12 protein-coding genes and 1 tRNA gene are annotated in these 14,439 nt (G+C 71.9%); 12 read left to right on the top strand and 1 reads right to left on the bottom strand.

The genetic code is table 11. The features are described from left to right. Window positions 1–4 precede the first annotated feature (4 nt). The 12 genes from CXQ92_RS14470 to CXQ92_RS14415 all read left to right on the top strand — a co-directional run bounded on the left by CXQ92_RS14470 (window position 5) and on the right by CXQ92_RS14415 (window position 13,541). Window positions 5–412 carry a cytidine deaminase gene (locus tag CXQ92_RS14470; RefSeq protein ID WP_104168459.1) on the top strand — a complete coding sequence of 136 codons (408 nt, stop codon included), beginning with the start codon at window positions 5–7 and terminating at the stop codon, window positions 410–412. 97 nt (window positions 413–509) lie between these two features. After that, entirely contained in the window at window positions 510–1,796 is a 1,287-nt protein-coding gene (locus CXQ92_RS14465; protein ID WP_104168458.1) for a thymidine phosphorylase, read from the top strand. Between the two features lie 187 nt (window positions 1,797–1,983). Continuing rightward, window positions 1,984–2,703, top strand: coding sequence for a DedA family protein (locus CXQ92_RS14460; RefSeq protein ID WP_104168457.1), 720 nt, complete (start codon window positions 1,984–1,986; stop codon window positions 2,701–2,703). A 23-nt stretch (window positions 2,704–2,726) separates the two neighbouring features. Further along, window positions 2,727–3,884 (top strand): adenosine deaminase, encoded by a 1,158-nt coding sequence (locus CXQ92_RS14455; RefSeq protein WP_104168456.1) that lies wholly within the window; start codon window positions 2,727–2,729, stop codon window positions 3,882–3,884. A gap of 5 nt (window positions 3,885–3,889) precedes the next feature. Continuing rightward, on the top strand, window positions 3,890–4,621 hold the full coding sequence (locus CXQ92_RS14450; protein WP_258069965.1) for a MazG nucleotide pyrophosphohydrolase domain-containing protein: 732 nt from the start codon (window positions 3,890–3,892) through the stop codon (window positions 4,619–4,621). Window positions 4,622–4,776: 155 nt separating this feature from the next. Beyond that, window positions 4,777–6,057, top strand: coding sequence for a phosphopyruvate hydratase (gene eno / locus CXQ92_RS14445; protein WP_104168455.1), 1,281 nt, complete (start codon window positions 4,777–4,779; stop codon window positions 6,055–6,057). Window positions 6,058–6,153: 96 nt separating this feature from the next. After that, on the top strand, window positions 6,154–7,008 hold the full coding sequence (locus tag CXQ92_RS14440; RefSeq protein WP_104168454.1) for a septum formation initiator family protein: 855 nt from the start codon (window positions 6,154–6,156) through the stop codon (window positions 7,006–7,008). A 91-nt stretch (window positions 7,009–7,099) separates the two neighbouring features. Further along, window positions 7,100–8,755, top strand: a complete 1,656-nt coding sequence (locus CXQ92_RS18825) for a DUF501 domain-containing protein (protein ID WP_306738640.1) — start codon at window positions 7,100–7,102, stop codon at window positions 8,753–8,755. Between the two features lie 4 nt (window positions 8,756–8,759). Next, entirely contained in the window at window positions 8,760–10,202 is a 1,443-nt protein-coding gene (locus CXQ92_RS14430) for a S8 family serine peptidase (RefSeq protein WP_104168452.1), read from the top strand. Between the two features lie 34 nt (window positions 10,203–10,236). After that, window positions 10,237–11,676 (top strand): NAD(P)/FAD-dependent oxidoreductase, encoded by a 1,440-nt coding sequence (locus CXQ92_RS14425; RefSeq protein WP_104168451.1) that lies wholly within the window; start codon window positions 10,237–10,239, stop codon window positions 11,674–11,676. Window positions 11,677–11,808: 132 nt separating this feature from the next. After that, window positions 11,809–11,881, top strand: a tRNA-Leu gene (locus CXQ92_RS14420). A 253-nt stretch (window positions 11,882–12,134) separates the two neighbouring features. Beyond that, window positions 12,135–13,541 carry an ABC transporter substrate-binding protein gene (locus CXQ92_RS14415; protein ID WP_104168450.1) on the top strand — a complete coding sequence of 469 codons (1,407 nt, stop codon included), beginning with the start codon at window positions 12,135–12,137 and terminating at the stop codon, window positions 13,539–13,541. Between the two features lie 127 nt (window positions 13,542–13,668). Here CXQ92_RS14415 and CXQ92_RS14410 read toward each other — a convergent pair whose 3' ends face one another. Next, window positions 13,669–14,379, bottom strand: coding sequence for a hypothetical protein (locus CXQ92_RS14410; RefSeq protein ID WP_104168449.1), 711 nt, complete (start codon window positions 14,377–14,379; stop codon window positions 13,669–13,671). Window positions 14,380–14,439: the final 60 nt, after the last annotated feature.

Genomic DNA, 14,439 nt, shown 5'->3' with positions numbered 1-14,439 from the left:
CCTCATGACCGAGACCACCACCCCGGCCGGGATCCCCTGGGACACCCTCACCGCCGCCGCGACGGAGGCGATGAGGAACGCCTACGTCCCCTACTCGAAGTTCCCCGTCGGAGCGGCGGCACTCCTCGACGACGGCCGGATCGTCTCCGGCTGCAACGTGGAGAACGCGTCCTACGGGCTGACGCTGTGTGCCGAGTGCGCGCTCGTCAGTGCGCTGGCCATGAGCGGCGGCGGGCGCATCCGGGCCTTCAGCTGCGTGGACGGCGAGGGCAACACCCTCATGCCGTGCGGACGCTGCCGCCAGCTGCTGTACGAGTTCCGGGCCCCGGACATGGTCCTCCTGACCGTCAGCGGCATCCGCACCATGGACGAGGTCCTGCCGGACGCCTTCGGGCCCCAGCACCTCGCCTGAGCACCCGGCCCACGGGGCGCGGCCCGACCGGCCGCGCCCCGCGCCATCCTTCCCGTCGTCCACACCCCGCCCCGCCGAACAGATCCGAGGATCCCCCATGACCGAAGCCTTCGACGCCGTCGACATCATCCGCATCAAGCGCGACCACGGCATCCTCTCGCCCGAGCAGATCGACTGGACCATCGACGCCTACACGCGCGGCGCCATCGCCGACGAGCAGATGGCCGCCCTCAACATGGCCATCCTCCTCAACGGCATGGACCGCGCCGAGATCTCCCGCTGGACGGCCGCGATGATCGCCTCGGGCGAGCGGATGGACTTCTCCTCGCTCGGCCGCCCCACGAGCGACAAGCACTCCACCGGCGGGGTGGGGGACAAGATCACCCTGCCGCTGGCCCCCCTGGTCGCCGTGTTCGGCGTCGCGGTGCCGCAGCTCTCCGGCCGGGGCCTCGGCCACACCGGCGGGACCCTGGACAAGCTCGAATCCATCCCCGGCTGGCAGCCGCACCTCAGCAACGAGGACATGCTGCGCCAGCTCGCCGAGGTGGGCGCGGTCATCTGCGCGGCCGGCACGGGCCTGGCGCCCGCCGACAAGAAGCTGTACGCGCTCCGCGACGTCACCGGCACCGTCGAGGCCATCCCCCTCATCGCGTCCTCGATCATGAGCAAGAAGATCGCGGAGGGCACCGGCTCGCTCGTCCTCGACGTCAAGGTGGGCAGCGGCGCGTTCATGAAGGACGAGGCCCGTGCCCGTGAGCTGGCCGAGACCATGGTGGCGCTCGGCAAGGACGCCGGCGTGAACACCGTCGCGCTCCTCACCGACATGAGCACCCCGCTCGGGCTCACCGCCGGCAACGCGATCGAGGTCGAGGAGTCCGTCGAGGTCCTCGCGGGCGGGGGCCCGTCCGACGTCGTCGAACTCACCGTCCGCCTCGCCGAGGAGATGCTCGCCTGCGCCGGCGTGCACGACGCCGATCCCGCGGCCGCCCTGAAGGACGGTCGCGCCATGGACGTGTGGAACAGGATGATCGAGGCGCAGGGCGGCGACCCGCGCGCGGCCCTGCCGGTCGCCAAGGAGTCCGAGGTCGTCCTCGCCCCGGCGGACGGCGTCCTCGTGGGCCTGGACGCGCTCGCGGTGGGTGTCGCCGCGTGGCGCCTCGGTGCCGGCCGTGCCCGCAAGGAGGACCGGGTGCAGGCGGGCGCCGGCGTGCGGATGCACGCGAAGCCCGGGGCCACGGTGCGCGCGGGGGAGCCGCTGATGACGCTGCTCACCGACACCCCCGAGAGGTTCGAGCGTGCACGCGAGGCGCTGGCGGACGCCGTCGTGATCGCGCCCGAGGGATCGCGCCCGGCGCAGCGGCTCATCATCGACCGCATCGCCTAGTCCTCCCACGCGGGCGCCCGGCAGGGTGAACCCCTAGGGGCTTGCGCGGCCGGTCTCATCCCTCGGGGTGAGACCGGCCCCTGCGCAGGTCGCCCGGAAGGCCGACGACCCGGCCCCGGGTGCGCCGGTAGCGTCGGAGCCGGACGCCCGTCACGGAGGTACGGGGCGACGACGGCAGGAGCCCACGATGGATGCGATCACCACTGCCCTGGACGGCATCGGCGCCGGCGTCCTCGCAGCGGCGGGAGAGCCCTGGGTGTACCTCCTGGTCCTCGCCTGCTGCCTCGTCGACGGCTTCTTCCCGCCCGTGCCCAGCGAATCCGTCGTCGTCGGGCTGGCGTCCCTCATCATCACGCAGGGGGTGCCCGACCCGTGGCTGCTGGTCCTGGTCGCGGCGCTCGGAGCCTTCCTCGGCGACAACATCGCCTTCCTCCTCGGCCGATGGATCGGCACCGAACGGTTCCGGTGGATGCGGCGGCCCCGGATGCAGCGCTCCTTCACCTGGGCGGGCAGGGAGCTCACCATGCGCGCGGCCTCGCTCATCCTGGTGGCGCGCTTCATCCCGATCGGCCGGGTCGCGGTGAACCTCACCGCGGGCGCGACCGGCTACTCCCGGCGCCGCTTCGTGGCCCTCACGGCCCTGTCCGGGGTGGTGTGGGCCGGCTACTCCGTCGGGATCGGCGCCGTCGCGGGCACGTGGTTCCAGCACAACCACCTGCTCGGGGTCGCCGTGGCCGTCGGGATCGCCGTCGTGATCGGTCTCGTGACGGACCGCGTGATCGCCCTCGTCCGCGGCTCGACCCCGCTGCAGGCCACGCGCGGTGGGTCCGACGGGGAGCCCACCGGGGGGTCCGCCGGCGAGGCCCTTGGCCGGCCCGAACCGGCCCACGGGGCGGGCCCGCGCTGACGCGCATCGCGTAGGCTGGCAGCGTGACCCAGACCCAGAACGACGCCGTCCCCGACGCTGCCATCGACATCCGGACCCTCCCGAAGGTCTCTCTCCACGACCACCTCGACGGCGGGCTGCGGCCGGCCACCATCCTCGAGCTCGCCGCCGCGATCGGCCACGAGCTGCCGGCCTCCGACGCCGAGTCCCTCGGTGCCTGGTTCCGCGAATCCGCGGACTCGGGATCCCTCGAGCGGTACCTCGAGACGTTCGACCACACGATCGCCGTCATGCAGACACGGGACGGGCTCATCCGCGTGGCGCGGGAGTTCGTCGAGGACCTCGCGCTCGACGGCGTGGTCTACGGCGAGGTCCGCTGGGCCCCCGAACAGCACACCCGGCAGGGCCTGAGCCTCGACGAGGCCGTCGAAGCCGTGCAGGAGGGGCTCGAGGCGGGCGCCGCCGCGGCGATCGCCGCCGGCCGCGTCATCCAGGTGGGCCAGCTCGTCACCGCGATGCGGCACGCCGACCGCGGCCAGGAGATCGCCGAACTCGCCCTCCGCCACCGCGACCGCGGGGCCGTCGGCTTCGACATCGCCGGTGCGGAGAACGGCTTCCCGGCGTCCCGCTTCGCCGACGCCTTCACCTTCCTCGCCTCCGAGCAGTTCCCCGTGACCGTCCACGCGGGAGAGGCCGCCGGCCTGGACAGCATCCGGGACGCGCTCGTCGCCGGGCGTGCGCTGCGCCTCGGCCACGGCGTCCGCATCGCCGAGGACATCGAGATCGAGGACGCCGCGGACGAGCAGGCCGCCGACGGCGAAGAGGTGGGCATCGCGAACCTCGGCCTGGTCGCGTCGTGGGTGCGGGACCGGGGGATCGCGCTCGAGCTGTGCCCGTCCTCGAACCTGCAGACCGGGGCCATCGAGGCCTTCGGCACCACGATCGACGCCCACCCGTTCGACCTGCTCTACCAGCTGGGCTTCAAGGTCACCGTCAACACCGACAACCGCCTCATGAGCGGGGTCACGCTGACCGGTGAGTTCGAGCTGCTCGTCGAGACCTTCGGCTACGACCTCGGCGACCTCCTGGCCCTCACCCTGAACGCCGTCGACGCCGCGTTCCTGCCGCTCGAGGACCGCGAGGCCCTGGCCGAGTACGTCGCCCAGCGGTTCGACGCCGCCGCCGGGCTGGCCTCCGCCTGAGCTCCGTGGAGGACGCGGCAGGGGCGCGCGACGCCGCGCCCGGGAACCCTCCGGGCGCGGCGGTGGAGCGCCTCGTCGAGGTGGTCGCCCTGCTGCGCCGCCACTGCCCGTGGACGGCCGCCCTGGACCACGCGGCGCTGCTCGGGTACCTCGTGGAGGAGACGTACGAGCTCTACGAGGCGGTCGACGACGTCTCGCGCGCCGGGACGCCGGAGCGGTCCCTCCTCGACGAGCTCCGGGGCGAGCTCGGCGACGTCCTGTTCCAGGTGGTCCTGCACGCACAGCTCCGGGCCGAGGCCGGGTCCTTCGGGCTCGCCGAGGTGGCGGAGGGGCTCACCGACAAGCTGGTGCGCCGGAACCCGCACGTGTTCGCGACGGACGGGAGCCTGCGGGCCGCGACGCCCGGGCGTGACACGCCGTCGGTCGACGGCATCGTCGCCGCGTGGCAGGCCGTGAAGGCGCAGGAGCGGCCCGCCCGCACCTCACCGTTCGACGGCATCCCGCACCGCCTCCCCGCGCTGGCCTTCGCCGCGAAGACCCTCGGGCGGGCGGGGGAGAGCAGCGCGGGGGAGGACCGGCCGGAGCAGCCGCAGGGCGTCGTGGCCGGGAGCGAGGCCGACCTCGGCCTGGAACTGCTGGCCCTGGTCCGCCGGGCGCTCGGCGCGGGCATCGACCCGGAGCGTGCCCTGCGCCGTGCCGTGCTGGACTACCAGCGGGACGTCCGCGACGGGGCCTGAGCCCGGGGACGGCCGGCCCGCCCACGTCACAACCGCGTGACCCACGGCACCGCCGGGACGCAGGTGAACTAGGCTGGGAGCAACACCTCCGTTGCCCTGACAAAGACGTCCCAACAAGATGTTGACCCTACACTCCAACGAAGAGGAGCTATTCCATGGCCATTATCGATGCCATCCACGCGAGGGAGATCCTCGACTCCCGCGGAAACCCCACGGTCGAGGTCGAGGTACTGCTCGACGACGACACCTTCGGCCGCGCCGCTGTCCCCTCCGGTGCGTCCACCGGTGCGTTCGAAGCGAACGAACGCCGTGACGGCGAGAAGGACCGCTACCTCGGGAAGGGCGTCCTGCAGGCCGTCGAAGCCGTGATCGAGCAGATCCAGCCGGCCCTCCTCGGATTCGACGCCGCCGACCAGCGCGCGATCGACCAGGCGATGATCGACCTGGACGGCACCGAGAACAAGTCCAACCTGGGCGCCAACGCGATGCTCGGCGTCTCGCTCGCCATCGCCCGCGCCGCCGCGGAGTCCTCGACCCTCCCGCTGTACCGCTACCTCGGCGGACCGAACGCGCACGTGCTGCCCGTCCCCCTCATGAACATCCTCAACGGCGGATCCCACGCGGACTCCGACGTCGACATCCAGGAGTTCATGATCGTGCCGCTCGGCGCACAGACCTACTCCGAGGGCCTCCGCTGGGGCGTCGAGGTGTACCACGAGCTCAAGTCCGTGCTGAAGGAGAAGGGCCTGGCCACCGGCCTCGGCGACGAGGGCGGCTTCGCCCCCAACCTGCCGTCCAACCGCGACGCCCTGGACCTCATCACCACCGCGATCGAGCGCGCCGGGTACACGCCGGGCACCGACATCGCGTTCGCGCTCGACGTCGCCGCCTCCGAGTTCTACAAGGACGGCGCGTACCAGTTCGAGGGCAAGTCCCTCAGCACCCAGGAGATGAGCGCCTACTACGAGGAGCTCGTCCGCGACTACCCGCTCGTCTCCATCGAGGATCCGCTCGACGAGGACGACTGGGAAGGCTGGAAGCTCCTCACCGACTCGCTGGGCGACAAGGTGCAGATCGTCGGCGACGATCTCTTCGTCACGAACCCCACGCGCCTCGCCAAGGGCATCTCCACCCGGACGGCGAACTCGCTGCTGGTCAAGGTCAACCAGATCGGCACCCTGACCGAGACGCTCGACGCCATCTCGATGGCGCAGCGCGCCGGCTACACGACGATCACCTCGCACCGCTCCGGCGAGACCGAGGACACCACGATCGCGGACATCTGCGTGGCCACCAATGCGGGCCAGATCAAGACCGGCGCACCCGCCCGGAGCGAGCGCGTCGCCAAGTACAACCAGCTGCTGCGCATCGAGGAGGAGCTCGACGACGCCGCACGCTACGCCGGCCGCAGCGCCTTCCCGCGTTTCACGGCCTAGGTGATCCGCAGTTGATCGACAGGGCGGTTACCCTCGTTAGACGGGTTCCGTGAGGCACCCACGCGACCACACGCGACAGCATCGACGAGGAGCTCCATGACCGTCCGCCGCCCTAACGTGCCGCGAGCCGGCCGCCCGACGCCTGCGGCGGAGGAGCGGCCGGTCCCGGGGACGTCCAAGGGCCAGCCCCCTGCCCACGGCTCCCGGGCCGTCGGGCCTTCCACGCAGCCCGGACCCGGTACGGGCCCCCGGGGTACCGGCCACGCGCCGGCGACCTCCAGGGCCGCCGGGTCCCCGCGGAAACCGGCCACCCCGCGCGCCCCGGGCCCTTCGGCGACGAAGGATCCACGGCCCGCACCGGGTTCCGGCGGCACCTCCGCGTCGCGCGCCGGCGCGGGACCGGCCGGGACGACCCCGGCCCGTCCGCGGCTGGAGGCCGCCGGGACCCCCGCGGCGTCGGCCTCCGCGGCCAGGGCGGCGGAACGGTCCCAGCTGGCCGGCAGCATCCGGCGCGGGCGGCTCGGGTCCAGGCGGGCGGAGTCGGTCATCGAGCCGGCCGAGGAAGCCACACCCATCCCGGCGAAGGCCTTCTCGGGACGCCTGCTGGCCCTCGCCGTCGTGCTCGTCGCGGTGATCGTGCTGCTGGCGCCGTCGGTGAGCCGTTACCTGCAGCAGCAGACCGAACTCGACGCCCTCCGGGCGGACATCGCCCGGCAGCAGCAGCAACAGGCCGACTACACCTCGGAGCTCGCGCGCTGGGACGATCCCGCCTTCGTGAAGCAGCAGGCCCGCGAGCGGATCTTCCTCGTGATGCCGGGCGAGACCCGCTACCTGGTCAAGGGCGGCGACGGCATCGAGGAGAGCACGGGGGAGGGCTCGGCCGCCGAGCCCGCCGACCTGCCCTGGGTGGACTCCCTGTGGACCTCGGTCGCCCGCGCGGCGACGGACTGAGCGACGGCACGCCGCCCCCCCCGGGGCGGGCCCCGTCGGATCGGGTGCTGCGCCGGAGCGCATGCCCGCCGCGTACCAAGGAAGGAACAGCGTGACCCAGCACCGCCAGCACGACGCCCTCGAGGATCGACCGGCGACCGACAGCAGGACCCCGAGCGGGCGCGACCTCGACGTCCTCAGCCGGCAGTTGGGGCGTCCCGTCCGCGACGTCGTCGAGATCGGTGCCCGGTGCGTCTGCGGGAACCCGCTCGTCGCCACCACGGCCCCGCGCCTGTCCAACGGCATCCCGTTCCCCACCACGTACTACCTGGCGCACCCCGTCATCACCGCGGCAGTCTCCCGTCTCGAGGCCGACGGCGTGATGACCGGGATGAGCGACCGCCTCACCGAGGACTCCGGTCTCGCCGACCACTACCGGGCGGCGCACCTCGCGTACCTGGCGGCGCGCGACGCCGTCGGGGAACGCGCCGGCACGGGCCCGGTCCCGGAGATCGACGGCGTTTCCGCCGGCGGTATGCCGACACGGGTCAAATGCCTGCACGTGCTGGTGGGCCATGCCCTCGCGGCGGGTCCCGGCGTGAACCCGCTCGGCGACGAGGCGATCAGCCGCATCGCCCCCTGGTGGACGCCGGAGCGCTGCTACTGCGAGGGGGCATGGGACACCACGGGCCAGGCGCCCCACGCCGACCTCAGCAGACACACCAGGACCCAGGGGCTGAGCCCCGAGGAGCTCGAGGCGAAACGGGCGGCACGCCGCGGCGCCGCCGACGCGGCCACGACCGCACCCCCGCGAGGAGAAGCCATGCGCACCGCTGCCATCGACTGCGGCACCAACTCGATCCGCCTGCTGATCGCCGACGTCCAGGACGGCGTGCTGACCGACGTCGTGCGCCTCATGCGCGTGGTGCGCCTCGGCGAGGGGGTCGACGCGACCGGGCGCCTGTCCGAGGCCGCCCTGGAGCGCACCTTCGCCGCGGCCGAGGAGTACGCGGCGCTGATCGCGCACCACGGGAACCCGCCCGTGCGGTTCGTGGCGACGTCGGCATCGCGGGACGCCGAGAACCGGCAGGACTTCGTGGACGGCATCCGGGCGCGCCTCGGCGTCGAGCCCGAGGTCGTCTCCGGGGACGAGGAGGCGCGACTCTCCTTCGACGGCGCCGTCAGCGTCCTGGCGACGGCCGCGGACGAGACCGTCCTCGTCATCGACCTGGGCGGTGGCAGCACGGAATTCGTGGCGGGCACGGCCGGGGGGCTGATCGGAGCCCTGAGCACCGACATGGGCTGCGTGCGCTTCACGGAGCGTTTCCTCCGGGACGACCCGCCCTCCGAGGAACAGATCGCGGCGATGGAAGCCGAGGTCCGGCGCCTCGTCGACCAGGCCGCCGACGAGGTGCCGCTGCATGAGGTCACCAAGATTGTCGGCGTGGCGGGCAGCGTCACCACGGTGACCGCGCACGCCCTCGACCTGCCCGCCTACCAGCCCGACCGCATCCATGGGGCCGAGCTGCCCATCGCGGCGATCTCCGCCGCGGCCTCCGACCTCCTCCACCGGCCGCATGCATCGCGCGCGTCGCTGCCCTACATGCATCCGGGCCGGGTGGATGTCATCGGCGCCGGCGCCCTCATATGGCGGACGATCCTCGATCGCGTGGCGGTCCTGACCGGTGGGCGCGTCACCACCGCCGTCGCGAGCGAGCACGACATCCTCGACGGCATAGCGCTGAGCGTCGCCCGGCAGGGCACGTGAGCTGATGCCCACGCCAGCCCGCGCGGCCGTCCGGACGGGGACGGCCGTCGTCGTCGCCCTCACCGTCCTCCTGCAGGCAGCCCTGCCCGCCGCCGCCGACGAGGTGCGCGCCAAGGAGTACTGGCTCGAGGACTACGGCATCGCCGAGGCATGGACGACCACGGAGGGCGAGGGCGTCACGGTCGCCGTGATCGACAGTGGCGTGGATGCGACCCACCCGGACCTCGCCGGAGCCGTGGTCGGCGGGACGGACGCCTCCGGCGCCGGGGACCCGGGCGGACTGCGCGGCATCGGCGAGGTCCCGAGCCATGGAACCCTGGTCAGCACCCTCGTGGCGGGCCGCGGACACACCGACGCGGAGGCGCCGCCCGCCCCCGAGCCCTCCGACAGGGGCACCGCCCCGGCGGAACCCACGGTGGAGGCGGAGCCGTACTCCCAGTACGGGGAGGGCCCGGACGGCATCGTCGGCGTAGCACCGAAGGCCGACCTCCTCGCGGTGTCCGTCTGGATCGAGGGGCCCAACGGCGGCCCCAACCCGGCCGGCATCTCCGTCGACGAGCAGGTGCCCGACGCCGTCCGCTGGGCCGTGGACAACGGCGCGGACGTCATCAACATGTCGCTCGGCAGCACCAGCACGGCGTGGCCCGAGAGCTGGGACGACGCCTTCCTCCACGCCGAGCAGAACGACGTCGTGATCGTGGCAGCGGCCGGCAACCGGGCCGGTGGACTGACCCAGGTCGGTGCCCCCGCGACGATCCCCGGTGTCCTCGCCGTGGCCGGCCTCGACCGGTCCGGCATGGCCAGCGACGAGGCATCGAGTGAAGGCATCAGCATCGCGGTGGCGGCACCCTCCGAGAACCTCGTGGGAGGGCTCCCCGGCGGGTTCTACGCCGACTGGTCCGGGACCTCCGGCGCGGCGCCCCTCGTCTCCGGCGTGGCGGCCCTGATCCGGTCGCGGTACCCGGAGCTCACGGCCGCGGAGGTCGTCAACCGCATCATCGGTACGGCGAAGGACGCCGGGGCCCCGGGCTTCGACACCCTCTACGGTTACGGTGTCCTGGACGTGGCCGCGGCCGTGGGCAGCGACATCTCCGTGCCCGACCAGAACCGACTGGGCAGCATGGCCGAGTGGATCGAGCTGTACCGGCGGGGCGGCCAGAGCCCGGCGCCGGCTCCCGTGCCACCCAGCCGACCGGCCCCGGAGATCATCCCCGCCCCACCCGCCCCGCAGGCGGAGGATCCACTCGAGTCGGTCCACACCATCCCGGGCGTCGTGGTGGTCGGCTTCGCGGGCCTGATGCTCGCCGTGCTCGTGGGCGGAGCCCTGCACGTGGCTCACGTCCGGCGGCGCGAGGCGGCGGCCGGAGAACACAGGAGCGACGGCGGGCGGAGCGCCGAGGACGACGATCGGGGCCCGAGAGTGCTGCCGGGCCACCCACCGAGCTAGTGAAGATTTTCACAAAGTCCGGTAGCATCGGGGGATGGCATCGAACCCACACTTCTCTGATCGCCCGCGCATCCTCGTCGTCGGCGGCGGCTACGTCGGCCTGTACGTCGCGCACCGGCTCCAGAAAAAGGTCAAGGACCATGGCGGCATCGTGACGCTGGTGGATCCCCTGCCCTACATGACCTACCAGCCGTTCCTCCCCGAGGTAGCCGCCGGGAACATCGAACCGCGCCACGCCATCGTGTCCCACCGCAAGCACCTGAGGAAGACGGAGCTCATCTCCGGCAAGGTCACGTCGATCGACCACGCGGGCCGCACCGCGACGATCGCACCCTCGGGCGGCGGGGAGTCCTTCGAGCTCGGCTACACGGACGTCGTCGTCGCCGCAGGCTCCATCACGCGTACCTTCCCGATCGACGGCCTGAAGGACCAGGGCATCGGCCTGAAGACGATCGAGGAGGCCGTCGCCCTGCGCGACCGCATGCTCGAGCGCATCGAGACCGGCTCGGTCCTCCCCGAAGGCCCCGAGCGGGACCGCGCCCTCACCTTCGTGGTCGTCGGCGGCGGCTTCGCCGGCATCGAGACCATCACGGAGATGGAGGACGCAGCCCGTGACGCCGTGAAGGCCAACCCGCGCCTCAGCCGCACCGACCTGCGCTTCGTCCTCGTCGAGGCCATGGGGCGCATCATGCCCGAGGTCACGGCCGAGCAGGCCGAGTGGGTCGTCGAGCACCTCCGGTCACGCCAGATCGAGGTCCTGCTGAACACCTCGCTCTCCAGCGCGGTGGATGGCATGCTCAAGCTCATCAACATGCCGGACAAGACCCCGGCCGACGAGTTCGGCACCGACACCCTCATCTGGACGGCCGGTGTGCAGGCGAACCCCGTGGTCCGGTCCACGGACTTCCCCGTGGACGAGCGCGGCCGCGTCCGTGCCTCCCCGGAACTCCGCATCACCGGTGACGACGGACCCATCGAGCATGCCTGGACCGCCGGCGACGTCGCGGCCGTCCCCGACCTCACGGGCGGGGGAGTGGGAGGCTTCTGCGTCCCGAACGCCCAGCACGCCGTCCGCCAGGCCAAGCTGCTGGCCGCCAACATCCTCGCCGCGAACTACGGTGTGGACGAGGTCAAGGAATACCGCCACACCAACCTCGGTGCCGTGGCCGGCTTCGGCCAGTTCAAGGGTGTCGCGAACATCATGGGCTTCGGCATGAAGGGCTTCCCGGCGTGGCTGGCGCACCGCGGCTACCACGGCTTCGCGATGCCCATGTACGAGCGCAAGGCACGCGTCATCGTCAACTGGAGCCTGAGCTTCCTGTTCGGTCGGGACCTCGCTCCGCTCTCCGACCTGCAGACCCCCCAGCGCCAGTTCCGCGAAGCGGCCACCCCGGCGCCGAAGAAGGACACCGCGCTGCAGAGCCAGCCGCCCACCCCGGCAGGCAAGGCGGCCTCCGCGAAGGCGACGGCCTGAGCACCGCGCACCACCCGTGAGGAGAACGACGGCGGCCCGCCCCGGGCCGCCGTCGTTCTGCTTCGCCCCGCCGGATCTGCCGCCGCCGAGGGACCGAGCCTGCCCTCCGCGGTAGGCTGGAGCGTCCGGCCGGCCCCAGTAGCCCAATGGCAGAGGCAGCAGACTTAAAATCTGTTCAGTCAGGGTTCGAGTCCCTGCTGGGGCACTTCTCCCGCGTGAGTGGCCGCCGTATACGTCCGCTGAATGGCCGCGGAAGTGTCCGGCCGCCGTCGATCGACAGGATACTGATCAGTGCCCGCTGTCAAGAGTGGGATCTGTCGGCTGTGACGAGCGTTACAAGGATGTAACCGGATTCGCTTATCTCGGACACGAAATTGGATTAGCTTTTCCATAAGCCAGGAACACCTGGCAACACGCATCAAAGGCAGCAAGAGCCTTTCGGTCGAGGAGACTAATTCATGACTGCAACACGCAACTCCGCGCGTTTCGGCATTGGGGAGAACGCCCCGCGCGCGGCGAAGATCGCTGCCCTGAGCCTGGGCGTCGCGCTCTTCGCCTCCGGCTGCGGTGGCGGCGGGACCACGGGTTCCGAGGGCGACGGCGGCGACAGCGGCAGCACGGAGACCACGGCGGCCGCGGGCGCATCCGCGCTGGCGTGTCCCGAGAGCGAGGGTGGGACCGGCGAGGAGCAGGGCGAGAAGGGTGATCCTGCGGCCGTACCCGCCAGCGAGACCACGAGCCCCCAGCCGCTGAAGCTCGGATCCATCCTGCCGACCACCGGGACGCTCGCGTTCCTCGGCCCGCCGGAGATCGCGGGCGTCAACCTCGCCGTCGAGGAGGTCAACGCGGCCGGCGGTGTGCTGGGCCAGGACATCTCGATCACGCATCGCGATTCCGGCGACACCACGACCGACATCGCCACGCAGTCCGTGACCGACCTGCTGTCCCAGGACGTCAGCGCCATCATCGGCGCCGCGTCCTCGGGTGTGTCGAAGACCGTCATCAACCAGATCACGGGTGCCGGCGTCGTGCAGTTCTCGCCCGCCAACACCTCGCCGGAGTTCACCACCTGGGACGACAAGGGCCTGTACTTCCGCACCGCTCCCTCGGACGTGCTCCAGGGACGCACGCTCGGCAACTACATCATGGAGTGCGGCGCGCAGACCGTCGGCATGATCACGCTCAACGACTCCTACGGCACCGGCCTGCAGAGCAACATCCAGGAGGTCATCGAAGGGGCAGGCGGCCAGGTCGTCGGCAACGAGATGTTCAACACCGGCGACTCCCAGTTCTCCAGCCAGGTGGACGCCATCGCCGCGGCGAAGCCCGACGCCATCGTCCTGATCAGCTTCGACGAGGCCAAGAGCATCGTGCCGCTGCTGGTCGCCAAGGGCATCGACGCCAGCTCGATCTTCATGGTCGACGGCAACACCACCGACTACAGCAAGGACCTCGATCCGGGCACCCTCGAAGGAGCCCAGGGCACCATCCCCGGCCCCTTTACGGGCACCGGATTCCAGGAGTCCCTCGCCACGATCGACCCCAACCTGGACAGCTTCGCCTACGCCGGTGAGAGCTACGACGCCGTGAACCTCATCGCGCTCGCCTCCGAGGCGGCGGGGAGCGTCGAGGGCACGGCCATCTCCGAGCAGCTCGCAGCTGTATCGAAGGACGGCACCAAGTGCTTCGACTTCGCGGGCTGCGTCACGCTGCTCCGTGAGGGCGAGGACATCGACTACGACGGCATCTCCGGTCCTGTCTCCTTCGACGAGAACGGTGATCCCACCGAGGCCGCCATCGGTATCTACAAGTACGACGCCGACAACAAGCCCCAGCCGAGCCGTTCCGAGGTCGGCAAGCTCTAGGGACTGTCCGGTGTGTCACCCCGACCGGTGACACAGGCGACACGGCCCCGGCCGCCCTTCCCCGGAAGGCGCGACCGGGGCCTTGTGCTGCCCGGACACACGCCGTCGGGCCCTGCCGTCCCCGCGATCAGTCGACGCCCGGCGGACGCCTGGAGAGGGCGTAGGAGGGCTCGCGGACGCGGCGTGCCCACTCGTACGTCGCGGCGCCGGCGAGGGGATGGAGGATGGCGTCGAAGCGGAGATCCCTCTCCTCTGCCTCCGGGGCCAGGACGAGGGTGAGGGTGCCGAAGTGCTGCCACGCACCGAGCGGCGTCGCGAAGAACAGACCGAGCCGCCAGGTCGAGGGTCCGAGGGCGCGTTCGAGCGCACGGAGTGACGCGGGCAGCCCGGCGGGGTCGAGCGTGCGCGCGCCGAGCAGCACCGGGCCGTGGTCGCCGCGGTAGGGCATCATCGTGCCGAACGGCGTGCGCGAGAGCCGGAGCCTCGGCACGAGGACGAAACGGCCGGGGACGGACCAGCCGGTCGAGGACAGCAGGATGTCCGAGAAGGTCGAGGGCCCCGCCCCGTTGTCCGGGTGATGAACCCGCACCGCGAGTCCCATGATGTCCGGCAGGCCGTCCGCAGTACCGACCGAGCGCGAGACACGGGCCGTCGCGGGGGCCCGGCCCGGCTGATCGATCCACGCGATCCCGCTGTGCAGGCCGTGCTCGTGGACCACGACCGTGCCGTCGAGCCGCAGCCCGCGGGTGTGGATCGGGCGGTGCCGGCGGACACGCTTGATGCCCCGGAACACGCCTTCGAAGCCCTTCCCGATCGCGCTGCTGGCCAGTCCTGCCATGAGTCGTCCTTCCCGGGTGCACGCCGTCCCGCGTCCTCCTGCCAAGGTAGCGGGCCGGAC

This window comes from Arthrobacter sp. SX1312, from assembly GCF_002929295.1.
In the GTDB taxonomy this organism is placed as follows: Bacteria; Actinomycetota; Actinomycetes; order Actinomycetales; family Micrococcaceae; genus Arthrobacter_D.
This window is presented reverse-complemented; position numbering and strand designations above follow the sequence as displayed.

Bases quoted from the DNA above. Each gene is read 5' to 3' on its own strand.
- CXQ92_RS14465 (WP_104168458.1), top strand. From the start codon at position 510: ATGACCGAAGCCTTCGACGCCGTCGACATCATCCGCATCAAGCGCGAC.
- CXQ92_RS14440 (WP_104168454.1), top strand. From the start codon at position 6,154: ATGACCGTCCGCCGCCCTAACGTGCCGCGAGCCGGCCGCCCGACGCCT.
- CXQ92_RS14460 (WP_104168457.1), top strand. From the start codon at position 1,984: ATGGATGCGATCACCACTGCCCTGGACGGCATCGGCGCCGGCGTCCTC.
- CXQ92_RS14430 (WP_104168452.1), top strand. From the start codon at position 8,760: ATGCCCACGCCAGCCCGCGCGGCCGTCCGGACGGGGACGGCCGTCGTC.
- CXQ92_RS14415 (WP_104168450.1), top strand. From the start codon at position 12,135: ATGACTGCAACACGCAACTCCGCGCGTTTCGGCATTGGGGAGAACGCC.
- CXQ92_RS14410 (WP_104168449.1), bottom strand. From the start codon at position 14,379: ATGGCAGGACTGGCCAGCAGCGCGATCGGGAAGGGCTTCGAAGGCGTG.
- CXQ92_RS14470 (WP_104168459.1), top strand. From the start codon at position 5: ATGACCGAGACCACCACCCCGGCCGGGATCCCCTGGGACACCCTCACC.
- eno (WP_104168455.1), top strand. From the start codon at position 4,777: ATGGCCATTATCGATGCCATCCACGCGAGGGAGATCCTCGACTCCCGC.
- CXQ92_RS14425 (WP_104168451.1), top strand. From the start codon at position 10,237: ATGGCATCGAACCCACACTTCTCTGATCGCCCGCGCATCCTCGTCGTC.